The 24,165-nt window shown below is 74.8% G+C and carries 18 protein-coding genes and 1 tRNA gene; 15 read left to right on the top strand and 4 right to left on the bottom strand.

The features are described from left to right. The first annotated feature begins 4 nt into the window (after window positions 1–4). The 6 genes from AB5J54_RS18335 (at window position 5) to AB5J54_RS18310 (ending at window position 11,043) form a co-directional block, all read left to right on the top strand. Window positions 5–823, top strand: coding sequence for an ABC transporter permease (locus AB5J54_RS18335; RefSeq protein WP_369144987.1), 819 nt, complete (start codon window positions 5–7; stop codon window positions 821–823). 186 nt (window positions 824–1,009) lie between these two features. Then, window positions 1,010–1,207 carry a hypothetical protein gene (locus AB5J54_RS18330; protein ID WP_041129895.1) on the top strand — a complete coding sequence of 66 codons (198 nt, stop codon included), beginning with the start codon at window positions 1,010–1,012 and terminating at the stop codon, window positions 1,205–1,207. A gap of 272 nt (window positions 1,208–1,479) precedes the next feature. Beyond that, window positions 1,480–4,323: a type I DNA topoisomerase gene (gene topA / locus AB5J54_RS18325; protein WP_369144986.1), complete on the top strand. Its 2,844-nt coding sequence runs from the start codon at window positions 1,480–1,482 to the stop codon at window positions 4,321–4,323. A gap of 103 nt (window positions 4,324–4,426) precedes the next feature. After that, window positions 4,427–7,759 carry a dTMP kinase gene (gene tmk, locus AB5J54_RS18320; RefSeq protein WP_369144985.1) on the top strand — a complete coding sequence of 1,111 codons (3,333 nt, stop codon included), beginning with the start codon at window positions 4,427–4,429 and terminating at the stop codon, window positions 7,757–7,759. Between the two features lie 87 nt (window positions 7,760–7,846). Further along, window positions 7,847–8,623, top strand: coding sequence for an ABC transporter ATP-binding protein (locus tag AB5J54_RS18315; RefSeq protein ID WP_369144984.1), 777 nt, complete (start codon window positions 7,847–7,849; stop codon window positions 8,621–8,623). After that, window positions 8,620–11,043: an FtsX-like permease family protein gene (locus tag AB5J54_RS18310; RefSeq protein ID WP_369144983.1), complete on the top strand. Its 2,424-nt coding sequence runs from the start codon at window positions 8,620–8,622 to the stop codon at window positions 11,041–11,043. Before AB5J54_RS18315 ends, AB5J54_RS18310 begins: the two co-directional genes overlap by 4 nt. 10 nt (window positions 11,044–11,053) lie before the next feature. Here AB5J54_RS18310 and AB5J54_RS18305 read toward each other — a convergent pair whose 3' ends face one another. Together AB5J54_RS18305 and AB5J54_RS18300 are read right to left on the bottom strand one after the other, a co-directional pair. Next, complete coding sequence (locus AB5J54_RS18305; protein WP_369144982.1) at window positions 11,054–11,698, bottom strand: response regulator; 645 nt, start codon at window positions 11,696–11,698, stop codon at window positions 11,054–11,056. After that, entirely contained in the window at window positions 11,686–12,870 is a 1,185-nt protein-coding gene (locus AB5J54_RS18300) for a sensor histidine kinase (RefSeq protein WP_369144981.1), read from the bottom strand. The genes AB5J54_RS18305 and AB5J54_RS18300 overlap by 13 nt, the downstream gene beginning before the upstream one ends. A gap of 162 nt (window positions 12,871–13,032) precedes the next feature. On the opposite strand from AB5J54_RS18300, the gene AB5J54_RS18295 reads away from it, so the two are divergent. The 4 genes from AB5J54_RS18295 to AB5J54_RS18280 all read left to right on the top strand — a co-directional run bounded on the left by AB5J54_RS18295 (window position 13,033) and on the right by AB5J54_RS18280 (window position 16,259). Next, window positions 13,033–13,206, top strand: coding sequence for a hypothetical protein (locus tag AB5J54_RS18295; RefSeq protein WP_369144980.1), 174 nt, complete (start codon window positions 13,033–13,035; stop codon window positions 13,204–13,206). A gap of 81 nt (window positions 13,207–13,287) precedes the next feature. Next, window positions 13,288–14,490: a DNA polymerase III subunit delta' gene (locus AB5J54_RS18290; protein WP_369144979.1), complete on the top strand. Its 1,203-nt coding sequence runs from the start codon at window positions 13,288–13,290 to the stop codon at window positions 14,488–14,490. A gap of 65 nt (window positions 14,491–14,555) precedes the next feature. Continuing rightward, window positions 14,556–16,100, top strand: a complete 1,545-nt coding sequence (locus AB5J54_RS18285) for an alpha/beta hydrolase (RefSeq protein WP_369144978.1) — start codon at window positions 14,556–14,558, stop codon at window positions 16,098–16,100. Window positions 16,101–16,185: 85 nt separating this feature from the next. After that, window positions 16,186–16,259, top strand: a tRNA-Thr gene (locus AB5J54_RS18280). 124 nt (window positions 16,260–16,383) lie between these two features. On the opposite strand, the gene lepB is transcribed toward AB5J54_RS18280, so the two are convergent. Together lepB and AB5J54_RS18270 are read right to left on the bottom strand one after the other, a co-directional pair. Beyond that, window positions 16,384–17,136, bottom strand: coding sequence for a signal peptidase I (gene lepB / locus AB5J54_RS18275; protein WP_369144977.1), 753 nt, complete (start codon window positions 17,134–17,136; stop codon window positions 16,384–16,386). Between the two features lie 102 nt (window positions 17,137–17,238). Beyond that, window positions 17,239–18,402: a LuxR C-terminal-related transcriptional regulator gene (locus tag AB5J54_RS18270; protein WP_369144976.1), complete on the bottom strand. Its 1,164-nt coding sequence runs from the start codon at window positions 18,400–18,402 to the stop codon at window positions 17,239–17,241. Window positions 18,403–18,609: 207 nt separating this feature from the next. On the opposite strand from AB5J54_RS18270, the gene AB5J54_RS18265 reads away from it, so the two are divergent. The 5 genes from AB5J54_RS18265 to AB5J54_RS18245 are packed head-to-tail and all read left to right on the top strand — an operon-like array spanning window position 18,610 to window position 23,928. After that, on the top strand, window positions 18,610–18,807 hold the full coding sequence (locus AB5J54_RS18265) for a hypothetical protein (RefSeq protein WP_369144975.1): 198 nt from the start codon (window positions 18,610–18,612) through the stop codon (window positions 18,805–18,807). 4 nt (window positions 18,808–18,811) lie between these two features. After that, window positions 18,812–19,711, top strand: a complete 900-nt coding sequence (locus AB5J54_RS18260) for a hypothetical protein (protein ID WP_369144974.1) — start codon at window positions 18,812–18,814, stop codon at window positions 19,709–19,711. Between the two features lie 47 nt (window positions 19,712–19,758). Beyond that, window positions 19,759–20,238, top strand: a complete 480-nt coding sequence (locus AB5J54_RS18255) for a cupin domain-containing protein (RefSeq protein WP_369144972.1) — start codon at window positions 19,759–19,761, stop codon at window positions 20,236–20,238. Beyond that, window positions 20,235–21,839: a class I tRNA ligase family protein gene (locus tag AB5J54_RS18250; RefSeq protein ID WP_369144971.1), complete on the top strand. Its 1,605-nt coding sequence runs from the start codon at window positions 20,235–20,237 to the stop codon at window positions 21,837–21,839. Before AB5J54_RS18255 ends, AB5J54_RS18250 begins: the two co-directional genes overlap by 4 nt. After that, window positions 21,832–23,928, top strand: a complete 2,097-nt coding sequence (locus tag AB5J54_RS18245; protein ID WP_369144970.1) for an FAD-dependent oxidoreductase — start codon at window positions 21,832–21,834, stop codon at window positions 23,926–23,928. Before AB5J54_RS18250 ends, AB5J54_RS18245 begins: the two co-directional genes overlap by 8 nt. Window positions 23,929–24,165 lie beyond the last annotated feature (237 nt).

The following is a 24,165-nucleotide window of genomic DNA, read 5'->3' as shown; positions in this document are numbered from 1 at the left end:
TCGGATGTTCCGCTTCCGCAGCCGACTCATCGGCTTCCGCTTCCACGCCACCTCCCGGCTGCTCGTGGTCGGCGGGGCGATCTCGTACCGCGCCCTGTTCAACTGGACGACCCCGCCCATGTTCATCGGAACACTGCTGGTCGGACCGCTCCTCCAGGTCTTCTTCTTCGTCTTCCTCGGCAGGGAACTCGGTGTCGCCGACGATCGTTTCCACCTCGTGGGCAACGCCGTCCTCGCAGCTTCCGCCTCCTGCGTGTACGGCGGCACGATGGCCGTCGCGAACGAGCGCCGGTACGGCACCCTCGGGGCCGTCCTGCTCTCGCCCCGCCGCCGGGTTCCGCTCTGGCTCGGACGTGCTCTCCCGTACGTCCTCAACGGGCTGTTCGTCAGCGCCTTCGTGCTCACCGCCGCCGCGCTCGTCCTCGGGCTGCCCGTGCCCGCCGGGGCGCTGCCCGGGCTCGGTCTGGTGCTGCTCACCGCGGCGGCCGCCTGTTCGGCCTTCGGGCTCGCGCTCGGGGCGCTCGGGCTGCGCTTCCGTGATGTGTTCCTGGTGTCGAACGTGGCCACTTCGGTGCTGCTGCTCCTGACCGGCGCCGCCGTGCCGCGCGAGACGCTGCCCGAGTGGATGCGGGTGGCCGGCGAGCTGCTGCCGCTCACGCACGCGGCGGACGCGGCGCGCGCCCTGACCGCCGGCGACGGTCTGGACGGGCACCTGCTCGGGGCCGAACTCGCGGTCGGCGCGGGGTGGGGGCTGCTCGCCGTCGTCCTCCTCGCCGTCTTCGAGCGGGGCAGCCGGCGCCGCGCCACGCTCGACACGATGTGACCGGTCGGGAGGAGAAAGGGGAGGGCCGCCGGAGCGGGACGACTACCGGCCATCTTCGTGAACCCGTGCGAGAACCGTGCGAGTCGGCCCACGCCGTTCACCCGGAGTTCGCGCCCCCGATGCCCGGAGGTGCCAGCCTCGGCGGCGAGAGGCGAACGCCGCACGTGAACGGAACGGGGTACGGGCATGGAGAGCGGGCCGGCGATCTTCGCGGGGGCGGCGTTCACGCTGTTCGGAGGCGCGCTGCTGCTGTGGACCACCGTGCGGACGCTGCACCGTGAGCCCGTGGCGCACGGGGTCGCCCCGCGCACCGCGGTCGCGCTGACGAGCCTCTCCGGTGCCGCCTTCCTGGCCCTCGGCCTCTGGTGCTTCGGCCGGCTCTGAATCCGCTTCCGTTCCGGCGTCCGATCCCCTTCCGCTCTCTTTCCGATCTTTCCGGCTCACACCCCCGCCCCGCCCGACCGGGAGTCCGGGCGGCAGGAATGCCAGGACTCGGGTTACCGTTCGAGTGGCCGTTGCGGGCTTTTGCCGTTTGACACGGGGGCGGGTTGTACCGTCACACTCCGCAGCGACGGGAGCGTCACCGTCCGTGCCGCTGCCGTGCGTGCCAGTGCCGTACGTGCCCAGAGAGTGTCGATCCGGAGAGAAGAGCGAAGTTGTCCCCGACCAGCGAGACCGCACACGGCGGCCGCCGACTCGTCATCGTCGAGTCGCCTGCCAAGGCGAAGACGATCAAGGGCTACCTCGGCCCCGGCTACGTCGTCGAGGCGAGCGTCGGGCACATCCGCGACCTCCCCTCCGGCGCCGCCGAGGTGCCGGAGAAGTACACCGGCGAGGTGCGCCGCCTCGGGGTGGACGTCGAGCATGACTTCCAGCCGATCTACGTCGTCAACGCCGACAAGAAGGCGCAGGTCAGGAAGCTCAAGGAGCTCCTCGCCGAGTCCGACGAGCTCTTCCTCGCCACCGATGAGGACCGCGAGGGCGAGGCCATCGCGTGGCACCTCCAGGAAGTCCTGAAGCCCAAGGTCCCGGTCCACCGGATGGTCTTCCACGAGATCACCAAGGACGCGATCCGCGAGGCCGTCGCCAATCCGCGCGAGCTGAACCAGCGCATGGTCGACGCCCAGGAGACCCGCCGCATCCTCGACCGGTTGTACGGCTACGAGGTCTCGCCGGTCCTGTGGAAGAAGGTCATGCCGCGGCTGTCCGCCGGCCGCGTGCAGTCCGTCGCCACCCGGCTCGTCGTCGAGCGGGAGCGCGAGCGCATCGCGTTCCGTTCCGCCGAGTACTGGGACCTCACCGGCACCTTCGGCACCGGCCGCCCGGGTGACGCCTCCGACCCGTCCTCGCTGGTCGCGCGCCTCGCGACGGTCGACGGCAAGCGCGTCGCGCAGGGCCGTGACTTCGGCGCCGACGGCCGGCTGAAGACCGACAGCGTGCTCCACCTGGACGAGGCGAACGCGCGGGCGCTCGCCGCCGCGCTCGCCGAGACCTCGTTCTCGGTGCGCTCGGTGGAGTCGAAGCCGTACCGCCGCTCCCCGTACGCCCCCTTCCGGACCACCACCCTCCAGCAGGAGGCGAGCCGCAAGCTGGGCTTCGGTGCGAAGGCGACCATGCAGGTGGCGCAGAAGCTGTACGAGAACGGCTTCATCACCTACATGCGTACGGACTCCACGATCCTCTCCGACACCGCCGTCGCGGCGGCGCGGGCGCAGGTCACGCAGCTGTACGGCGCGGACTACCTGCCGGAGAAGCCGCGCGTCTACGCGGGCAAGGTCAAGAACGCGCAGGAGGCGCACGAGGCGATCCGGCCTTCGGGTGATCGTTTCCGCACCCCGGCGGAGACCGGCCTCACCGGCGACCAGTTCAAGCTGTACGAGCTGATCTGGAAGCGGACCGTCGCCTCCCAGATGAAGGACGCGACCGGCAACTCGGTCACCGTGAAGATCGGCGGCCGGGCCGCCGACGGCCGTGACGCCGAGTTCAGCGCGTCCGGCAAGACGATCACCTTCCACGGCTTCATGAAGGCGTACGTGGAGGGGGCCGACGACCCGAACGCGGAGCTCGACGACCGCGAGCGGCGGCTGCCGCAGGTCGCCGAGGGCGACGCGCTGACCGCCGAGCAGATCACGGCGGACGGCCACGCGACCAAGCCGCCGGCCCGCTACACCGAGGCCTCGCTGGTCAAGGAGCTGGAAGAGCGCGAGATCGGCCGCCCGTCGACGTACGCCTCGATCATCGGCACCATCCTCGACCGCGGCTACGTCTTCAAGAAGGGCACGGCGCTCGTCCCGTCCTTCCTGAGCTTCGCCGTCGTCAACCTCCTGGAGAAGCACTTCGGGCGGCTCGTCGACTACGACTTCACCGCGAAGATGGAGGACGACCTCGACCGCATCGCCCGCGGTGAGGCCCAGTCCGTGCCGTGGCTGAAGCGCTTCTACTTCGGCGAGGGCGAGTCCGGCGGAGCGGGCGGCGCGGCGGACGCCGGGAACGGCGACGGCGACCACCTCGGCGGCCTCAAGGAGCTCGTCACCGACCTCGGCGCGATCGACGCGCGCGAGATCTCCTCCTTCCCCGTCGGCAACGGCATCGTGCTGCGCGTCGGCCGCTACGGCCCGTACGTCGAGCGCGGCGAGAAGGAGCAGGAAGGCCACCAGCGGGCCGACGTGCCCGACGACCTGGCGCCCGACGAGCTGACCGTCGAGCACGCCGAGGAGCTGCTCGCCAAGCCGAGCGGCGACTTCGAGCTGGGCACCGACCCGGTCAGCGGCCACCAGATCGTCGCCAAGGCCGGCCGCTACGGCCCGTACGTGACGGAGATCCTGCCCGAGGGCACCCCGAAGACCGGCAAGAACGCGGTGAAGCCCCGCACGGCCTCCCTCTTCAAGTCGATGGAGCTCGACACCGTCACCCTGGAGGACGCGCTCCGGCTGATGTCCCTGCCGCGGGTCGTCGGCGCCGACGCCGAGGGCGTGGAGATCACCGCGCAGAACGGCCGCTACGGCCCGTACCTGAAGAAGGGCACGGACTCGCGGTCGCTGACGGACGAGGAGCAGCTCTTCACGATCACCCTCGAAGAGGCGCTCGCGATCTACGCCCAGCCGAAGCAGCGGGGCCGGGCCGCGGCCAAGCCGCCGCTGAAGGAGCTGGGCACCGACCCGGTCAGCGAGAAGCCCGTGGTCGTCAAGGACGGGCGGTTCGGCCCGTACGTGACGGACGGTGAGACCAACGCCACCCTGCGCACCGGCGACAGCGTGGAGACGATCACGCCCGAGCGCGGCTACGAGCTGCTCGCCGAGAAGCGGGCCAAGGGGCCGGCGAAGAAGGCCGCCAAGAAGGCCCCGGCGAAGAAGGCCGCGGCGAAGAAGACGGCCACGAAGACGGCGGCGAAGAAGACCACCGCCGCCAAGAAGACCGCCGCGAAGAAGACGACGACGGCGAAGACGGCCACGGCGAAGAAGACCGCCGCCAAGAAGACGGCGGCAGCCAAGCCGGAGTAGTCACACGGTGTACGCGGAGGAGGGCGGGAGCGGTGCTCCCGCCCTCCCACGTTTGTTCGGGCGCGGGCCGCGGGGAGCAAGGCCGTCCGGATAGGGTGGACGGATGACGCGAGCAGAGCAGCCAGACCGCCTGGGCGATTCCGACGCCGCACTCGTCGCGGATTCCCGGGAGCGCGCCGTACGCGCCCTCTTGCGCCATCAGCCGCTGCGCCGGCTGTGGAGCGCCCATCTGGTCGGCAGCACCGGCGACGCCCTCGCCGTCCTCGTCCTCGTCCTCCTGGGCCTCCAGGCGGCCGTCACCGAGGGCGCGCTCGGGGGCGGCTACCGGGGAGCCGCGTTCGCCGTGGCGGCGGTCGTCGGCGCCCGCCTGCTCGCCGCGGTCCTCTTCGGGGCCGTCCTCCTCGGGCCGCTGACCGCGCTCACCGGGCCGTCCGGCCCGCTGGACCGGCGCTGGACCATGATCGGCGCCGACGGGCTGCGGATCGCGCTGCTCATCATCGCCCCGCTGTGGATCGACTGGCTCCCGGGCAGTGCCCTCTGGTACCTGCTGGGCACGGTCTTCGTCGCCGGTGCGGCCGAGCGGCTGTGGACCATCGGCCGCGAGGGCGCCGCGCCCGCGCTGCTGCCCGCCCCTCCCCTTGAGGGCGCCGCCGTACGGCCTCTGCCCGACCACCTCGGCGCGCTGCGCCGGCTGTCGCTGCGGACCGGCTTCCTCGCCGTCCCCGCCGCGGCCGCCGTGCTGCTCGTCGCCACCCTCGTCGGGAACCTGCTGGGTGTCGGACTCGACTGGTTCTCGCTGCACCAGGCGGCCCTCGGCTCGTACGTCGCGGCCGGTCTGTTCGCCGCCTCCGTCACCGTCCTGTACGCGATGGCGCTGCCCGGCGAGGAGACGCCCCGGCCCCGCTCGCCCCTGGAGGGCCTGCGCCGGCCGACCCCGAAGGCCGGCGAGGGCGAGGGGAAGGGCCGCACCGGCGCCCTGCCGCTGCTCGTCCTCACCTCCGCCACCGTCGCCGGGGCGATCGCCGCGGCCGCGTCGGTCGCCGTGCTCCACGCGTACGACCTGGGCGGCGGGCCCGTCACGTACGCCCTCCTGATCCTGGCGCTCGGCGGCGCCACCGCCGTCGGCATCCGCACCGCGGGCTCGGTCCTGCCGGTGCTGTCCCGGCGGCGGCTGCTCGCCCTCGCGACCGCCGTCACCGGCGTCGCCCTGATCGCGATGGGCCTGGTCCCGGACACGGCGACCGTGCTGTTCCTCGCCGTCCTCGCCGGGTACGCCGCCGGGGTCGCCGCGAACACCGGCCACACCCTGATCGACCAGGAGACCGAGGAGCCCCGCCGGGCCCGGACCACCGAGCACCTCCAGGCCACCGCGCGCCTGGCCATGGGCCTCGGGGCGCTCGCCGCGCCGCTGCTCGCCGCCGCGATCGGGCCGCACCGGCTCGCCTCGGGGGACTTCGTCTTCGCGCACGGCGGCGCCGCCTTCACGCTCGTCCTCGTCGGCGCGCTGCTGCTTCCGGTCGCCGCGCTGGTCCTCGCGAAGACCGACGACCGGGCGGGCGTCCCGCTCCGCCGCGACCTGCGCGACGCGCTGCGCGGCTCCGACCCGGTCCAGGCGCCGTCCCCGACCGGTTTCTTCATCGCCCTGGAGGGCGGCGACGGGGCCGGGAAGTCCACGCAGGTCCAGGCCCTCGCCGAGTGGATCCGCGCCAAGGGCCACGAGGTCGTCGTCACCCGCGAGCCGGGCGCCACGCCGATCGGCAAGCGGCTCCGCTCGATCCTCCTCGACGTGTCGTCGGCGGGGCTCTCGAACCGCGCCGAGGCCCTGCTGTACGCGGCGGACCGCGCCGAGCACGTCGACTCGCTGGTCCGGCCGGCCCTGGAGCGGGGCGCGATCGTCCTGTCCGACCGGTACATCGACTCGTCCGTGGCCTACCAGGGCGCGGGCCGCGACCTGTCCCCGACCGAGATCGCCCGCATCTCGCGCTGGGCGACCGACGGCCTCGTGCCGCACCTGACCGTCGTCCTCGACGTCTCCCCGGAGACCGCGCGGGAACGGTTCACCGAGGCGCCCGACCGGCTGGAGTCCGAGCCGCCGGAGTTCCACGCGCGCGTACGGGCCGGTTTCCTCGCCCTCGCCGCCGCCGACCCCAGCCGCTACCTCGTCGTCGACGCCGGCCAGGAGCCGGAGGCCGTCACCACCGTCGTACGTCACCGGCTCGACCGGATGCTGCCGCTCTCCGAGGCCGAGGTGAAGGCCGCGGAGGAGGCCCGCCGGAAGGCCGAGGAGGAGGCCCGCCGCCTCGCCGAGGAAGAGGCCGCGCGCAAGGCCGAGGAGGAGCGTCTGGAGCGCGAGCGCCAGGAGCAGCTCGCCAAGCTCCGCGCCGAGGAGGAGGAGCGCAAGCGGCGCGAGGAGGAAGAGGCGCGCCGCCTGGAGGCCGAACGGCAGGCGGAGGAGGCCCGTCGCCGGGCCGAGGAGGCCCGGATCGCGGCCGAGGAGGAGCGCAAGCGCCTCGCCGCCGAGGAGAAGGCCCGCCAGGAGGAAGAGGAGCGGCTCCGCAAGGAGGCCGAGGAGGAGGCCCGGCTGCGGGCCGAGGCCGAGGAGCGCCGCCTGGAGAAGCAGCGCAAGGCCGAGGAGGCCCTGCTGCGCGCCGAGGAGGCCCGCCGGATGGCCGAGGCCGCCGCGGCGGCGAAGGCCGCGGAGGAGGCAGCGGCGAAGGCCGCCGCGGAGAAGCTCGCCGCCGAGGCCGCCGCGAAGGCGGCGGCGGAGCGGGCGGCCGCCGAGCGCGCCGCGGCGGAGCTCGCCGCCGCGGAGCGTGCCGAGGCGGCGAAGGCCGCCCGGGAGAAGGCCGCGCGGGAGCGCGAGGCCGCGGAGAAGGCCGCGGCCGAGCGGACGGCCGCGTCGGAGCGGGCTGCTGCCGAGCGGGCTGCTGCCGAGCGGGCGGCTGCCGCGGAGAAGGCCGCGGCCGAGCGGGCCGCGCGTGCCTCGCGTACGGCCGAGGTGTCGGCGAACGAGGTCACCGTGCCGACCCCGGTCGTGCGGCCGGACGCGCCGACCGTCTCGCCGGACGAGGTCACGGTGGCGACGCCGATCGTGCAGCCGGAGGCGTCTCCCCGGCCCGAGGCGGAGACCGCCGTGCTGCCGCAGATCCGTGACGAGCGGGGCGCCGATGAGACCGCCGTGCTGCCTCCCGTACGGGACGCCGGGACGTCCGACCCCGCCGACCGGGTGCCGCAGGGCATCTTCCGCGACGCACCGCACGAGCCGCACGGTGCGAACGACCGGACCCGGGAGCTGCCCCAGCTCGACGAGAACGGCCGCCCCCGCCGCCGCTCCGACTGGGCCGAGGAGACCCCGCTCGACGACCTCCCGACCCTCGCGGACGAGCTGTTCGGCCCGCACGAGGACGAGGACGAGGGCCCGCGCCGCCGCCGCTGAGTCCCTTGGGGGGTGGAGCTAGCTCCACCCCCACTCCGGCAGCCAGCCCCATACTGCTGTGACCTGCGCTTTTCTAGCGTTACCGGTATGACGACGACAGCAGTGACGGAGAACGGCGCCGCCCTCGCCCTGGACGGGGTGAGCCGCGTGTACGGCGGAGGGGCGCCCGCGCTCGACAGGGTCGACCTGAGGGTGCCGCGCGGGCGTTTCCTGGCCGTGATGGGCCGCTCGGGCTCCGGCAAGTCCACCCTGCTGCGCTGCGCGGCCGGGCTCGAACGGCCGACGGCCGGGCGGGTACGGATCGGGGGCACCGACCTCGCCACCCTGCGGCCGGCCGGGCTGACCCGGCTCCGACGGGACCGGATCGGCTTCGTCTTCCAGTCGCTCAACCTCGTCTCCGCCCTGAACGTGCGCGAGAACGTCACCCTGCCGCTGCTCCTCGCCGGGGCCCGCGAGGGCACGGAGCTCGACGCCCGCGCCCTGGCCGGCCTCGACGCCGTGGGGCTCGCCGACCGGGCCGAGGACCGGCCCGAGAACCTCTCCGGCGGCCAGCGGCAGCGGGTGGCGATCGCCCGCGCCCTCGTCAACGAGCCCGAGGTCGTCTTCGCCGACGAGCCGACCGCCGCCCTCGACCCGGTCACGGCGGCCGGGGTCCTCGCGCTGCTGCGGCGTGCGGTCGACGAGCGGGGGCGCACGGTCGTCCTCGTCACCCACGACCCGACCGCCGCCACCTGGACGGACGAGGCGGTGTTCCTGGAGCGCGGCCGGATCGTCGGCCGCCTCGACCGTCCGGACGAGGCGGGCGTACGGGAGGCACTCGGCGGCCTCGGCGAGGCGGCGCGTCACCTGGCGGTGGCGGGATGAGCCGCGTCGGGAATCCCGCCGTGCGGCTGCTCGCCGCCCGGTCGCTGCGGGTCCATCGCAAGGCGTGGGCCGCCGTGTTCGCGGCCGTCGCCGTCACCTCCGCGCTGCTCGGCGCGCTGGCGCTCGCGCTCGGCTCCGCCGGGCTCGGCCACGCGCGCGTGGAGCGGTACGCCGCCGCGCCCGTCGTCGTCGCCGGCGACCAGGAGGTCCGCTGGACGACCGCACCGTGGGGCAGCGAGCCGAGGACCGAGACGGTGGGCCTGACCGAGCGGGTACGGGTCCCCGCCGCGGCCGTCGACGTCCTGCGGGCCGTGCCGGGGGTACGGGAAGCGGTCCCGGACCACACGTTCGTCGTACGGGAGGCGGCGGCCACCGGAGCGGACGGCACGCGCGCGTACCCCGGCCGCTCCTGGGACGCGGCCCGGCTCGCCCCGTACCGGCTGACCGACGGGCGGGAGCCCCGGCAGGCCGGGGAGGCCGTCGTCGGCGCAGGCCTCGGCGCCGCCGTCGGGGACACCGTGGCCGGCCGCGAGGTCGTCGGCGTGGCCGAAGGGCCGGCCGCGCTGTACGTCACGGCGGGGGAGGCGCGGCGGCTCGCCGGGCACCCCGGTGCCGTCGACGCCGTCGGGGTCCTCGCCGAGCCCGGCGTACCCGTGGACACCCTCCACGCGCGCGTACGGGCCGCCCTGGACCGGGCCGGGCTGAAGGACACCGCCGCGGGGCAGCCGCTGCGGGCCCTCACCGGGGACGGCCGGGGCGGCGCCGAACACCTCGGCGCGCCGCCCGCGCGCGCGGAGCTGCTCATGATGCTCGCCGCCGTCTCCGCGAACGTGGTCCTGGTCGCCGTCCTCGTCCTCGCCTCGCTCGTCGCGCAGGCCCTCCAGCAGCGCGCCGCCGAGCGGGACCTGCTGCTCTCGGTCGGCGCGACGCCCCGTCAGGTGCGGGGCGCGGCAGGACGGGAGGTGACCCGGGTGGCGGGCGCGGCCGCGCTGCTCGGCGCGCTCGCGTCCGGACCTGCGTTCCTGTTGCTGTGGTCGGCGCTGCGGGCCCGTACCGGAGTCGTACCGGAGGGCCTCGAACTCCCCACCCCGCCGTGGCTGTTCGCCGCCGTGCTCGTCGCCGCCGCCCTCGTGGTGGGCATCGCCCGGTTCGTGGTCCTGCTCGCGGCCCGTCGCCCGGGCCGCCCGGGGAAGGCCCGCGCCCGACGCGTCGCCGGGCTCGTGCTGCTCGTGCTCGGCGTGGGCTCGGCCGGTACGGCCACGCTCCAGGGCGGCGACGCGGCCGCCGCCGCCGCCGGTGCGGCGACGGTGACGCTGGTCGCCGGGTGCGCGCTGCTCGGGCCGTGGATCGCGGGGGCGGCGATGGCGCTCCTCGACCGGCCGTTCCGGCGGTTCGGCGGCGCGCCCGGACGGCTCACGGCCGCCGGTGCCGCCGCGCACTCGCGCCGGCTCGGGGCCGCGCTCGTCCCCGTGGTCCTCGTCACCGCGTTCGCCCTGGTGCAGCTCTCGGCGGGCGCCACCATGGAGCGGGCCGCGGTCGCGCAGGCGCGGGCCGCGACGACCGCCGGACTCGCGTTCACCGGCACGACGGCGGAGCGGGTGCGGACGCTTCCGGGGGTGGAGACGGCCACGGACGTGCTGCGTTCCTCGGTGGTCCTGGCCCGCACGGAGGTCGGCACGCCGCGCCTCGACCGGCTCCCGGTCCTCGGCGTGGACGCCGACGGGTTGGCGGGCACGCTCGACCCGGGCGTCGTCGCCGGCGACCTGTCCGGACTCGGCCGGGCCGGCACGGTCGCGGTGGGCGCGGACATGGCCGAGTCCCTTGAGGTGAAGCCCGGTTCGACGGTGGAGCTCCGGCTCGGGGACGGGACACCGAAGCGGCTGAGGGTGGTCGCCGTGTACGAACGGTCGCTCGCTCTCGGCGAGTTCCTGCTGCCGAAGGCCGAACTGGCCCCGCACATGAGCGATCCGTACCCCGCGCGCGTCCTGGCGGCGGGGAAGCGCGGAACGTCTCCTGTCGTCCCCGAGTCGGTGACGCCCCCCGGGGTGGAGCTGAACTCGCTCGTCTCCGCAGGGATCGTCGCCGCGATCGGAGGGCTCACCCTCCTCTCCGTCCTGAGCACCCTCGCCCTGATCGGCGCCGGGCGGCGCGGCGAGCTGGAACTCCTGCGCCAGGTCGGCACCTCGGCCGGCCAGCTGCGCCGGATGCTCGGCCTGGAGGCGGGGTTCCTGACCACGACGGGCCTCCTCGTGGGGCTCGTGGTGGGCGCGCTGCCGCTGACCGCGTTCGCCTGGGCGCTCACCGGCGGGCTGCCGTATCTGCCGCCCGCGCAGGCAGGCCTGATCGCGGGCGTCGTCCTCGTCACCGTCACGGCGGGGGTGTTCCTGCCGGTGTCCGCGCGGACAGGCCCTACGCGTTGAGGTAGGCGCCTTACGCGTTCAGGTAGGCGAGGACGGCGAGGACCCGGCGGTGGCCGCCGCTGTCGGTCGGCGGCAGCCCGAGCTTCAGGAAGACGTTCCCGATGTGCTTGTGCACGGCCCGCTCGGTGACCACCATCGAGCGGGCGATCGTGGCGTTGTCGTGGCCCTGGGCCATCAGCTCCAGGGCCTCGCGCTCGCGGGGCGTGAGGGCGTCCAGCGGGTCGTCGCGGCGGCGGGCCATCAGCTCGGTGACGACCTCCGGGTCCAGGGCCGTACCACCGGAGGCGACCCGTTCCAGGGCGTCCAGGAACTCGTCCACCCGGCCCACCCGGTCCTTCAGGAGGTAGCCGACGCCCCGCGCGCCGCCGCCCAGGAGTTCCGCCGCGTACGTCTCCTCCACGTACTGCGAGAGCACGAGCACCGGCAGATCCGGCAGCTGTTCACGGGCCGCGAGCGCCGCCCGCAGCCCCTCGTCGCGGAAGCCGGGCGGCAGCCGCACGTCGAGGACGGCCACGTCCGGCCGGTGCTCCAGGAGCAGCGGCAGGATCTCGGGGCCGGTGGCCGCGACCCCGGCGACCTCGTGTCCCGACGAGGTCAGCAGCAGCACCAGACCCTCCCTGAGGAGGGCGTTGTCCTCGGCGATCACCACACGCACGGAAGCTCCACTTCGATCACGGTCGGGCCCCCCTCGGGGCTGGTCAGGCGTACGGTGCCGTCGAGCGCGGCGACCCGGCGCCGCATGCCCGTCAGGCCGGAGCCGCCGCTCTCGCCCGCCTCGGCCCCGCCGCGGCCCTCGTCCTGCACGCGCACGCGCAGGGAGGCCGGTTCACGGGTCAGGGAGACGGAGGCGCGGGCGGCGCCACTGTGCTTGGCGGCGTTGGTGAGCGCCTCGGCGACCACGAAGTACGCGGCGGCCTCGACGGCGGCCGGGGCGCGGGGGCCGTCCTGCGCCTGGTCGCCGAGGCCGGTCAGGGAGACCGCCGCCTCCAGGCCGCTGCTCGCGGCCAGGGCCCGCACCGCTCCGGCGAGGCCGCGGTCGGTGAGGATCGGCGGGTGGATGCCGCGGACCACGTGCCGCAGCTCCGCCAGAGCCGCCTCGGCCTGCGTCTGGGCGTCGTCGAGGAGTTTCCGCGCGGTCACGGGATCGGAGTCGTACGCGCGCCGGGCGAGACCGATCCGCATGGACAGCGCCACCAGGTGGGCCTGCGCGCCGTCGTGGAGGTCGCGCTCGATCCGCCGCAGTTCCGCGCCGTGCGCGGCGATCGCGCCCGCCCGGGTGGCCGTGAGCTGCTCGATACGGGCGGCGAGGGCGGCGTCCCGGGCCGCCGACGGCGCCGGCGTGAGCAGCGCCCGCGACCAGTCGGCCGCCAGCCCGGCGAGCCGGCCGACCAGCGGCAGGAGCACCGGCCGCCGTCCGGCGAGCCCGGTCCAGACGCCGTCGACCAGGAGCGCGGGCACCGCGAGGATCAGCGAGAGGTACCAGAGGACCAGGCCGTACAGCAGCTGCGCGGCGGCCCAGAGCAGGTCCTGCCGGGTGCCCGCGTCGGTCACCGCGGTCCGCACGCGCGCGGGGAGGGGGCCTTGGAGCGGCAGGTACGCCTCGGGGACGGGCCTCCCGGTCCACGCGGCCGTGCGGCGCCGCTCCCAGCCGGCGAGGCGGCGCAGCAGCAGCACGCTCTCGGGCAGCACCCCGGCGCCGATGACCGTGAGGGTGAGGCAGGCGGTGAAGAGGGCCACGCCCACCATCAGGTAGCAGAGGAGGGCGACCGCGGCACCGATCGTGAGATGGAGCCACGCCCTGGCCGCTTCCCTGATCGCCTCGCGCATGGGGCCAGCGTAGGCGGCGATCACGGGGAAGACGGTGGAGCGGGCTACACCCTCGCTCCGGGGGTGGGCACGGCTGTGCGCGGACGCGGCGGAGACCAGGATGGAAGAGCCGCCGGGAACGCCCCGGCGGGCCACCCCGAACTCACTCCACGGAGGCATCCCATGCGCGCCCTTCTCTGGCTGCTGCTCGCCGCGAGCGTCCTCGCCAACGTCTACATCGGCACCTTCGCCGGCTGGACCGGCGGCCTCCGGGCCACCGGAAGCGTCTCCACCGGGGCGGTCCTGCTCGGCTCGGCGGTCGGCCTGTGGCTGACCCGGCCGCGCGGCGAGGCCTGAGGCCAGCGGGTTTTCCACAGCCCGGCCGGGGTTGTCGGAGCACTGCCCCACAATGGAGGACGTACCTGAGGAGGGGCAGACATGGCCGTATGGGACGACCTGGTCGGACAGACCCGGGTCGAGGAGCAGCTCGCCGCCGCCGCGCGTGACGCCGACGCGTTCGTGACCGCCCACGCCGCCGGCGAGCCGGCCCCCGAGGCCTCCAAGATGACCCACGCCTGGCTCTTCACCGGCCCTCCCGGCTCCGGCCGTGCGACCGCCGCGCGGGCCTTCGCCGCCGCGCTGCAGTGCGTGAGCCCCGACCGCGCGCTCGGCGGATCTCCCGGCTGCGGCTTCTGCGACGGCTGCCACACGACCCTCGTCGGCACGCACGCGGACGTCGAGATCGTCCGTACGGACCTGCTGTCCATCGGCGTGAAGGAGACCCGCGAGCTCGTCCGGCGCGCCCAGCTGTCCCCGGCGGGCGGCCGCTGGCAGGTCATCGTCCTGGAGGACGCCGACCGGCTCACCGAGGGCGCGGGGAACGTGCTCCTGAAGGCCGTCGAGGAGCCCGCGCCGCGCACGGTCTGGCTGCTCTGCGCGCCCTCCCTGGAGGACGTGCTGCCCACGATCCGCTCCCGCTGCCGCCACCTGACGCTGCGCACGCCGCCGGTGGAGGCCGTCGCCGACGTGCTCGTGCGGCGCGACGGGATCGAGCCGGAGGTGGCGCAGGCCGCCGCCCGCGCGACCCAGGGGCACATCGACCGGGCCCGGCGGCTCGCCACCGACGAGCGGGCCCGCGCGCGCCGGTCCGTCGTCCTGAAGCTGCCGCTGCGGGTCGAGGACGTCGGCGGCTGCCTCAAGGCCGCGCAGGAACTGGTCGACGCGGCCGCGGAGGACGCCAAGCAGGTCGCGGAGGAGATCGACGTCAAGGAGACCGAGGAGCTGAAGGCGGCCCTCGGTGCGGCGCAGGGCGGGCGGATGCCGCGCGGCACGGCCGGGGCGATGAAGGAGCTGGAGGACCGGCAGAAGCGGCGCAGGACCCGGACCCAGCGCGACAGCCTGGACCTCGCGCTCACCGACCTGACCGGCTTCTACCGCGACGTCCTGGCCCTCCAGCTCCGCTCCCGCTCGGCCCTGGCGAACACGGACGTGCGGGACGCCCTGGAGCGGGTCGCCCGCGACACCACCCCGGAGCGGACCCTCCGCCGCATCGAGGCGGTCCTCGCCTGCCGCGAGGCCCTCGACCGGAACGTGGCGCCGCTGCTCGCGGTGGAGGCGATGACGATGGCGCTGCGGGGCTGATGCCGGTGCGCAGGCCCCGTACAGCGATTGGACACGGTCCGTACCGGTCCGGATACGCTCCGGGGATGGATTCCAGGCGCTTGCTCCGTACCTCCGCCACGGCCCTCGCGGCAGCCGGGCTGATCCTTTCCGGCTGCTCGGGAGGGAGCGACGCCGCCGCGCCGCGGAAGGCGGCGCCGGCGCCCTCCTCGCCGTCGCAGGCGCCGAAGCTGAAGAAGTTCTACGAGCAGAAGCTGACGTGGCGGGACTGCGGCGTCGAGGGTTTCCAGTGCGCCACCCTGCGCGCCCCGCTCGACTACGCGAAGCCGGACGGGGAGGAGGTCGAGCTCGCGGTCTCCCGGATCCGGGCCACCGGCCCCGGGAAGCGGCTCGGCTCGCTCCTGGTCAACCCGGGCGGCCCCGGCGGCTCCGCCGTCGGCTACCTCCAGGGGTACGCCGGCATCGGCTACCCGGCGCCGGTCCGCGCCCGCTACGACATGGTGGCCGTCGACCCCCGCGGAGTGGCGCGCAGCGAGCCCGTCGAGTGTCTGACGGGCCCGCAGATGGACGCGTACACGCAGGTCGACCAGACCCCCGACGACACGGCGGAGACCCATGCGCTGAGCGCGGCGTTCAAGGACTTCGCGGCCGGCTGCGCGAAGAGGTCGCGGCAGGTCCTGGCCCATGTCTCCACCGTCGAGACGGCCCGCGACATGGACGTCCTGCGGGCGGTCCTCGGCGACGCGAAGCTCACCTATGTGGGGGCCTCGTACGGCACCTTCCTCGGCGCCACGTACGCCGAGCTGTTCCCCGACCGGGCCGGCCGGCTCGTCCTCGACGGGGCGATGGACCCCTCGCTCTCGGCCTTCGACCTCAACCGGGACCAGACCGGCGGCTTCGAGACCGCCTTCAAGGCCTTCGCCGCCGACTGCATCCGCACGTCGGACTGCCCGCTCGGCACCCGGTCCGTCGCCGCCGCCGGGGAGGCGATGAAGAAGTTCTTCCGCGACGTGGACGCCAAGCCGGTGCCCACGGGCGAGAGCCGCGCGCTCGGCGAGTCCCTCGCCACCACCGGTGTGATCGCCGCCATGTACGACGAGGGTGCCTGGCCCCAGCTGCGCGAGGCCCTCGGCCGGGCGATGGCCGGCGAGGGCTCGGGCCTCCTCGCCCTGGCCGACAGCTACTACGAGCGCGAGTCGGACGGCACGTACGCCAACCTCATGTCGGCCAACGCCGCGGTGAACTGCCTGGACCTGCCGCCCGCCTACACCGGCCCCGAGGGCGCCGCGAAGGCCGTCCCGTCCTTCGAGAAGGCCTCCCCGGTCTTCGGCGCGGGCCTCGCCTGGGCCGCCCTCAACTGCACCTACTGGCCCACCCCGCCCACCGGCCGGCCGCACCGCATCACCGCGGAGGGCGCCGCCCCGATCCTCGTCGTCGGCACCACCCGCGACCCGGCCACCCCGTACCACTGGGCCCAGTCCCTCGCCGAGCAGCTCTCCTCCGGCACCCTGCTGACCTACGAGGGCGACGGCCACACCGCGTACGGCCGGGGCAGCGACTGCATCGACACCGCGATCAACGCCTACCTCCTCGAAGGCACCCCTCCGGCGGACGGAAAGCGCTGCTCGTAGGCCTGATCCGGGGGTGGTCGGAGCACCTCGGGAAACTGTGTAGACTTGGCGACGCTGCTGCACCACGATGTGTCTGCACAGCGGCGCCGCCTTAGCTCAGTTGGCCAGAGCAACGCACTCGTAATGCGTAGGTCTCGGGTTCGAATCCCGAAGGCGGCTCAGAAGAAGGCCAGGTCAGATGAATTCTGACCTGGCCTTTTCTGTTGCCTGCTCGCGGGCGTCCTCGGTGGCGGCTCCCGTTCGGGGAGCTGCCACCGAGGACGTGCCCGGCCCGGGCCGTCGGTCAGTGGGCGAGGCCCGGCTGGTCGAAGGTGTCCGGGACCGGCAGGGTCGACCAGTGGGGGATCGGCCAGGCGACGACGACGGCGCGGCCCACCACGTCCGTCACGGGCACCATGCCGCCCCGGGAGTCGTCCTGGTGGTAGCGGGAGTCCTGCGAGGCCTGGCGGTGGTCGCCCATCACCCAGAGGCTGCCGGCGGGCACCGTGACCTTGAATCGGCCGCCCGGGTCCGTGCTGCAGGCCGTGTTCCCCGCGAAGACGTACGGCTCCGTCAGCGGCTTGCCGTTCACCTTCAGGGGGCCCTCGCCCGCGCACTCGACCGTGTCACCGGCCACCCCGATGACCCGCTTGATCAGGTGCTTCTCGCCCGCCGCCGGCATCAGCCCGACGAAGCCCAGGGCCTTCTGGGCCGTCGTCGGCTGCTTCACCGGCTGCCCCGCCAGCCAGTCGCCGGGGTCGCGGAAGACCACGACCTCGCCCCGGTCCGGCTCCGAGCCGAACCACGGGGTGAGCTTGTCGACCAGGACCCGGTCGTCCACCTGAAGGGTGTTCTGCATCGAGCCCGAGGGGATCAGGAAGGCCTGGAGCAGGAACGTCTTGATCAGGAAGGCCAGCACCAGCGCGATCCCGGCGAGCATCGGCAGCTCGACCCAGAAGGGGCGGCGCCGTTTCGGGGACGCCTTGTCCGCAAGGCCCGGAGGGGTCTCCTCGGGGTCCTCCCGGTCCGATCGCTCCCCGGTCGCCAAGTCGCTCATGTCCACCCTGACTTCGTCCGCTCTGTGTTGTCTGCACGGACCCTATGCCCCGGTGGTGTCCGGCAGGTGGCCGCGACCGCTCTTCACCCCGTACGGGTGACCTCAGGGACTCGGCTGCTCACGGTCCTGCTGCGCGAGCAGGTAGCCCGCCTGGAAACGGCTCTCGGCGCCCAGCGCGGCCATCACGTCGGCCACGTGCCGCCGGCAGCTGCGGACCGAGAGGCCCAGGCGGCGGGCGATGGCAGCGTCCGTCAGGCCCTCGGTGAGCAGACGCACGATGGTCTGCTTGAGCTCGTCGGAGATGTCCATGATGGTCTGCCGGTCCCACTCCGTCTCGAACGGCAGCGCCTCCAGCCACAGCCGTTCGTACGCGCCCACCATGAACGCGACCACGTGCGGCTCCCGGATCAGGACCGCCGCGTGCGGGTCGTCGGGGACCGGGATGACCGCCGTCGAGCGGTCGAAGACGAGCATGCGCATGAACTCGTCGTCCAGGGTGCGGACCTGGGCGCCCAGCCTGCCGACCCGCTCCACATAGGCGCACGTCCCCGAGGAGAAACGCGCCGTGTGCTGGTAGAGGACGCGCATCCGGACCCCGCGGCGCAGCAGTTCCTCGTCGCGGGCCACCGCCTCCTCCAGGACCTCGGCGCGCCGGCCGCCGCCCGGCTGCGCCGTCATGACCTCGCGCTCGCAGGTCCGGCCCAGTTCGGTGATGGCCTCCCGTACGGCCCGCAGGTCGGTGAGCAGCTCCACGTACTCCGCCTGCCGCAGATGCGTCAGCCGGAGCAGGTGGGACTCGTACAGCGGCATGAAGGCCATCAGCTGCTCGCGGGTGCGTTCCATGTGCTGGCGGCGGGCGCGCATCTCCCGTTCCAGCGGGCCCAGGGTGCGCTGGACGGCCTCGTCGGGTGCGACCGGGAGCACGGCCCGCTCCGGGGTCCGGCGCAGCAGGCCCATGTCGAGGAGGGCCGAGACGGCCGACTCCACCCGGGCGAGCGGCAGGTCCAGTTCCGCCGCCAGGTCGGCGGGGTGCGCGGGCGGCCGGGCCGGGTCCCGGGCCAGGAGGGTGGTGTAGACGCGGGTCAGGGGGTCGTCGGGGGACTCGGAGTTCCCTGTGCTTCCGGAGTTCCTTGTGCCTCCGGAGTTCCCGGTGGCTTCCGAGGGCGGCGCGGGGGCCGGTGGGGCCGCCGCCGCGATCGCGGCCAGGGCGGTCGCTTCCGCCCTCCCGGCGTCTCCCTGGGCCTGCTCGATGTCTTGTATCGCCACCTTTTCCCCCGTTTATGACGGCGTCCTCTTGCTGCCATGCAGCCTAATGAGCCATGCGGTCCGCCCCATAGCCATGCAGCCCTCGCTACGTTCGTATCACCGCCCACAAGGTCAAAGCGCACCAAGCTCGCACAGCCCGCGAAGCTCGCAATCCCCCACGGAAAACCACGACTTACTCCTCGCGGAAGCGGAAAGAGAGCACTCGACATGAAGCGGCGGATCCGCAGCACCCTCCTCACCACCCTGGTCGTCGGCCTCGCCGGCCTCGCCACCGTCACCACCGACCGGATCACCACCGGCACCGAGGACACCGGCTGGGGCGCGGCCGTCCTCACCGGCACCTACGACACCGGCTGGGGCGCCCCGGCCGCCGGCACCGGCACGAACGACACCGGCTGGGGGTGACCCGATGACCCTGCTCGACTGCACCCTGCGCACCGGGGGACGGCTCACCGGCGGATCCGTACCCCCCGCGCTGGCCGCCGACTACCTCGCGGTCTGCGCGCGGCTCGGCATCGACGTCATCGAGCTGGGCAGCGTCCACGACCCCGCCGACCGCTCCGCCCCGCACGGCGCGCTCCTTCCCGTCCCGCTCCCCGAGCGCTACGGCCCCCGCTTCTCCGTCCTCCTCGACACCGCGGACCTGCCCGGCACGGACGCGGCCGCCACGGCCTCCGCCGGGCGGATCGCCGAGGAACTCGCCGCCGGCGCCGCCGCCGTGCCCGTCGGCCTGATCCGCCTCGCCGTCCGGTACGACCGGGTGGCCCGCGCCGCCGCCCCGCTGCACCGCCTGCGCGAAGCCGGCTTCGGCGTCTGCCTGTTCCTCACCCACATCGACCTCGCCTCCTACCCGGAGCTCGACCGCTGCCTCGGCGAGAGCGCGGCACTCGGCCCGCTCGACGCCGTCTTCCTCGTCGACTCCCTCGGCTCGCTCCGCCCCGAGCGCGTCATCGAACTCGTCCAGTCCACCCGCGCCGCCGTGTCCGCCCCCGTCGGCATCCACGCCCACGACAACCAGGGCTTCGCCCTGCACAACACCGTCGTCGCCGGGAGCGCCGGCGCCACCTGGCAGGACGCCGCCGTGCACGGGATCGGCCCGGGCGCCGGCCTGACCCGTACCGAGCAACTGCTGGCCCTCCTCGGCGCCACACCCACCGACCTCGCGCCGCTCCTCGCGCTCATCGCCACCCACGTCGCGCCGCTCAAGCGGCGGTACGGGTGGGGGGCCGGCCCCCGCCAGGTCATGGCCGGCCTCGCCCGCATCCCGGTGACGTCGGTGACCGGTCTCGAGGCGGACACCGCTTTCTGAGGCCGCCCGCGGACGAAGCGTCCCGCTCGCCCTTCCAGGAGACCCGTATGCCCTTCACCTCGCCCATCCTGCCGCCCGGAGAACCGGCCCTCGCCGCCACTCCGTACCGCGACCTCCCCCCGCAACCGAGCCCCGGAGCCGCCCCCATGGCCGATCGCCGTTTCCGTATCGACCGCAGTGCCGCCACCGAGGAGTTCGGTCTCGCCTGCCAGCGGCTCATCCCGTGGCCCGGCGGGGACGCCGAGCCGCCCGTCGGCGCGATGGCCTGCTTCCTGAAGCCCGGCGGGGACTCCGACCCCGACTGCCACAACCAGGACGAGGTCATGATCATCCTGTCCGGGACCGGCAGCGTGACCCTCGACGGCACCCTGGAGCCGCCGTTCCGCGCCGGCGACATCGTCGTGCTGCCCAAGAACCAGGAGCACGTCGTCCACAACACCGGCGACGTCGAGCTGAGCTGGGTCTCCCTCTACTGGCCGCTGCGCGAGCCCGCCGTCCGTACCGAGAACGAGGAGGTCGCGGCATGAGCGACACCACCGCCCACTGGATCACCGCCACCCCGCCCACCCCCAACGGCGACCTCCACATCGGCCACCTCGCCGGGCCCTACCTCGCCGGCGACGTCCTGCGCCGCTTCCTCGCCGCCGAGGGCACCGGCCCCGTCCGCTACACCACCGGCCTCGACGACCACCAGAGCTACGTGCCCGTCCGCGGCCTGAACGACGGCGGACGCAAGGGCGACGAGGTCGCCGACGGCTACGGCGCCTCCATCGAGTCCGTGTGGCGGCAGGCCGGCGCCGACTTCGACGCGATCGTCCGCCCGCGCCGCGACGTCGGCTACCAGTCGGCCGTCCAGGACTTCTTCAGCCGCCTGTACGACGCCGGGCACATCGTCGCCCGGACGCGACCGCTGCCGTACTGCACCGACTGCGAGCGCTGGCTGTACGAGGCCTACCTGAAGGGCGACTGCCCGCACTGCGGCTCCGGCTCCAACGGCAACGCCTGCGAGCCCTGCGGCCGCCCCAACGACTGCGCCGACCTCACCGACCCCGTCTGCACCGGCTGCGGCGCGACCCCCGAACTCCGCGACTGCGAGCGGCTCTACTTCCCCCTCGCCCCCTGGGAGCAGGAACTCACCGCCTTCTGGGACCGGGTCGACATGCCGCCGCACCTGCGCTCCCTCTGCGAGCGGATGCGCGCCGCGGGCCTCCCCGAGATCGCCGTCAGCCACCCCTCCGAATGGGGCGTGCCGGTCCCGGTCGCCGGCTTCACCGACCAGCGGATCTACGTCTGGTTCGAGATGGCCCCCGGCTACCTCCTGGAGTGGACCGGCGCCGGCGAGACCGAACCCGCCCCCGCGCCCGTCCAGTTCTTCGGCTTCGACAACGGCTACTTCCACGCCCTGCTGTTCCCCGCCGCCTTCCGGGCGTACGACCCCGAGATCGCGCTGCCCCGGGCCTTCGTCGTCAACGAGTTCTACCGGCTCGAAGGGCTCAAGTTCTCCACCAGCCGGCGCCACGCCATCTGGGCGCACGAGGAACTCGCCCGGACCGGCGCGGACGTCCTGCGCTACCACGTCCTCTCCGACCGGCCCAACGGCCGCCAGACCAGCTTCAGTCCGGCCGCCCTCGCCGTCAGCCGCGAGCGGCTCGCCGAGCGCTGGGACGGCTGGCTCGGCCGGCTGTTCACCGCCGTCGCCGAGTCCGCCGACGGTCTCGCCCCCGCCGAGGCGCCGCGGGGTCCCGCGTGGGAGCGGCTGCGTGCCCGGCTCACCGAGACCGTCGGACAGCTGCGGGAGGCCTACGGCGTCGAGGGCTACGACGTGCGGCGCGCGGTCGCGCTGCTCGACGAAGTGGTGAGCCTCGCCGAGGACTTCGGGTACGTGAACGGCTTCGAGGGCGAGCGTCCGGACGGCGCCTCCGCATACCGCTCCGCGCTCTCCGCCCAGCTCGCCGTCGCCGCCGCCCTGTCCGCCTGGGCCGCGCCCGCCCTCCCGTACGGCTCCGCCCGGCTCGCCGCGCTCCTCGGCCTCGCGCCGGAACCGCGCCGGGTCGACGCGGAGGCCCTCGCGCCGCTCGCCCCGGGGACGCCGGTGGCGGCCCGGCCCGGGGCGGTCTTCAGTGCCTGACAGGGAGCTCCTTCCGCGCGGCGCCGTCGTCGGGCCCTTCTCGGGGCCCCGGGCGGCCTGGGGCGAGCACCTGGAGCGGGCCGCCGAGCGGTACGGGACCGCGGTGAACTGGGAGCTGTACGACGACCGGGGTGAGGCCGAGACGGCCCGGCAGATCGCCGAGGCGGTCGTCGCCGAGGGCCGGCACGCGCTGGTCGTCGGGCACTTCAACAGCGCCGGCGCCGCGGCGGCCCTCCCCGTCTACCGGGCGGCCGGACTCCCCGTCCTCCTCCCGCTGGCCACCACGCCCGGCCTCCTCGCCGACAGCGCGGGCACGATGCTCCGCTGGTGCCCGGACGACCGGGCCCAGGCGGTCGACCTGCTCGCGTCCGTACGGGAGGCGGGCCACGCCCGGGTCGCCGTGACGCACGACGGCAGCGCGTACGGGGAACGCCTTGCGCTGCTCGTACGGGAGGCGTCGGCGGTCACCCGGCCCGCCCTGCCGTCGGGGCCCGTGGTCTCCGACGGGAGCGGGCCCGCGACGGGCGGAGTGCCGGTGCCGGCCGTCCTGGCCGAAGCTCCTCCGCTCGACGTCCTCGACGGGCCCGGAGGCCGGGACGTCACCGCGCTCGTCGTCTGCGGGACCCACCACGGGGCCGCGCGGGTGGGCCGGGAGTGGCGGCAGGGCGGGTACGAGGGGGCGTTCTGGTTCACCGACGACTGCGCGGTGGACGAGTTCGCGGAACTGCTCGGGCCGCCCGCCGGCTCCGCCTCCGTGGCCCGGATGCGCGGCGGGCCCGAAGCGCACGTGGACGCTGCCTTCGCGGCCGCCACCGCCGCGCTCTCCGAGGACGCCGGGCGCACCGGACGCACCCTCCTCGCGGCCGTACGGGCCCTCGCCGACCGGGGGTTCACCGCGCTCGGCGAACCCGAGGCCGGGAGCGTGGGCTGGGACTTCGTGCCGGTGCCGGAGGCCGCCGCGCCCCGTACCCGTACCGCCGGACGGCACGGGCGGGCGTACGACGTCATCGTCGTCGGCGCCGGGGTCGTCGGCGCCGCCACCGCGTCCGTACTCGCCCGGCACGGCGCCCGGGTCGCGCTCGTCGCGCCCATGGACGGGCGCCAGGACCACGCCACCGCCTGGTCCGGCGGGCTCGTCCGGTCCTTCGAGGCCGACCCGTACCTGCGGGGGCTCGCCCTGCGCAGCCACCACCTCGCCTGGGGGCCGGCCGCGCTCGCACCCGGACCGTACGGCTTCATGACCACCGGGTCGCTCGTCCTCTGCGGCGACGCCGACCTGGAACAGGCCGAGAAGGGCGTTGCCGAGCTCAACGGAGCGGGCGTACCGGCGGAGTTGCTGGACCCGGACGTCCTCGGGGCCCGCTTCCCCGGCCTCTCCGTCGACGGCGTCACCGCCGCCGTGTGGGAACCCGAGGCCGGTTACGCCGACCCGCCCCGCACCGCGCGGGTCTACCGCGACCGCGCCCTCGCCCACGGGGCCCGGCTGCTGCCCGCCCGGGTCCGGGAACTCGACGCCCCGCCCGGGGCCGACCGGGTCCGCGTCCTCCTCGAACCCGGCGGACCCGTCGAGGCCTTCGCGGTCGTCCTCGCGGCCGGCGGCGGCACCGGGGAGATCGCCGGGCACCGGCTGAGCGGCGCGGACGCCGGACGGACCAAGGCCATCCGGTACGGCTTCTTCCACCACCCCGCCACGGCCGGTCTGCCGACCGTCGTCGACATGGTGAGCGGTGTGTGGGGGCGGCCGCAGCTCACCGGGGAGGCGGCGGGGGGCTACATGGCGGGGCGGCCGGTCGACGAGTGGGACGTGCCCCCGGGCGGGCTCGCCACGCTGACCGACGAGCACGTGGCGTACATCCGCCAGGGGGCCGCCGCGCGGTGGCCGTGGCTCGCCGACCCCGCGACCCGCTTCCTCGGCGGCCGCCAGGGCGTCGACCTCTACACACCGCACTCCCGCCCGCACCTGGGCCGCGAACGGGCCGACAGCCGGATCGTCCTCGCGACGGGGTGGTCGGGCGCGGGCTTCAAGACGGCGCCGGCGGCGGCGGAACTGGCGGCGGCGGAGGCGCTGGACGTCCTGGGGGGCGCGTGACCCGGCGCCCCCGCCGTGTGGGCAATCGTCCCGCAGGGCGGGACGGGTGGGCACACGGGACGGCGCCCTCCCACGGCGCCTCCGCGTTCCGCGCCTGGACCCGCACCACGAGCCGCGGGGCGCATCCGGTGCGGGTCAGGGCGCGGAAGCCTAGGCCCGGCAAGGGGCGCCGTCCGTTGTGCCCACCCGTTCCGCCCCAGCGGAACGATTGCCCACAACGGGCGGAAGCGGGCCCAC

The organism is Streptomyces sp. R44 (genome assembly GCF_041053105.1).
In the GTDB taxonomy this organism is placed as follows: domain Bacteria; phylum Actinomycetota; class Actinomycetes; order Streptomycetales; family Streptomycetaceae; genus Streptomyces.
The sequence above is the reverse complement of the archived record's forward strand: the minus strand, read 5'-3'. Positions and strand labels throughout refer to the sequence as shown.

Bases quoted from the DNA above. Each gene is read 5' to 3' on its own strand.
- AB5J54_RS18335 (WP_369144987.1), top strand. From the start codon at position 5: ATGTTCCGCTTCCGCAGCCGACTCATCGGCTTCCGCTTCCACGCCACC.
- AB5J54_RS18330 (WP_041129895.1), top strand. From the start codon at position 1,010: ATGGAGAGCGGGCCGGCGATCTTCGCGGGGGCGGCGTTCACGCTGTTC.
- tmk (WP_369144985.1), top strand. From the start codon at position 4,427: ATGACGCGAGCAGAGCAGCCAGACCGCCTGGGCGATTCCGACGCCGCA.
- AB5J54_RS18315 (WP_369144984.1), top strand. From the start codon at position 7,847: ATGACGACGACAGCAGTGACGGAGAACGGCGCCGCCCTCGCCCTGGAC.
- AB5J54_RS18310 (WP_369144983.1), top strand. From the start codon at position 8,620: ATGAGCCGCGTCGGGAATCCCGCCGTGCGGCTGCTCGCCGCCCGGTCG.
- AB5J54_RS18300 (WP_369144981.1), bottom strand. From the start codon at position 12,870: ATGCGCGAGGCGATCAGGGAAGCGGCCAGGGCGTGGCTCCATCTCACG.
- AB5J54_RS18295 (WP_369144980.1), top strand. From the start codon at position 13,033: ATGCGCGCCCTTCTCTGGCTGCTGCTCGCCGCGAGCGTCCTCGCCAAC.
- AB5J54_RS18290 (WP_369144979.1), top strand. From the start codon at position 13,288: ATGGCCGTATGGGACGACCTGGTCGGACAGACCCGGGTCGAGGAGCAG.
- AB5J54_RS18285 (WP_369144978.1), top strand. From the start codon at position 14,556: ATGGATTCCAGGCGCTTGCTCCGTACCTCCGCCACGGCCCTCGCGGCA.
- lepB (WP_369144977.1), bottom strand. From the start codon at position 17,136: ATGAGCGACTTGGCGACCGGGGAGCGATCGGACCGGGAGGACCCCGAG.
- AB5J54_RS18265 (WP_369144975.1), top strand. From the start codon at position 18,610: ATGAAGCGGCGGATCCGCAGCACCCTCCTCACCACCCTGGTCGTCGGC.
- AB5J54_RS18260 (WP_369144974.1), top strand. From the start codon at position 18,812: ATGACCCTGCTCGACTGCACCCTGCGCACCGGGGGACGGCTCACCGGC.
- AB5J54_RS18255 (WP_369144972.1), top strand. From the start codon at position 19,759: ATGCCCTTCACCTCGCCCATCCTGCCGCCCGGAGAACCGGCCCTCGCC.
- AB5J54_RS18250 (WP_369144971.1), top strand. From the start codon at position 20,235: ATGAGCGACACCACCGCCCACTGGATCACCGCCACCCCGCCCACCCCC.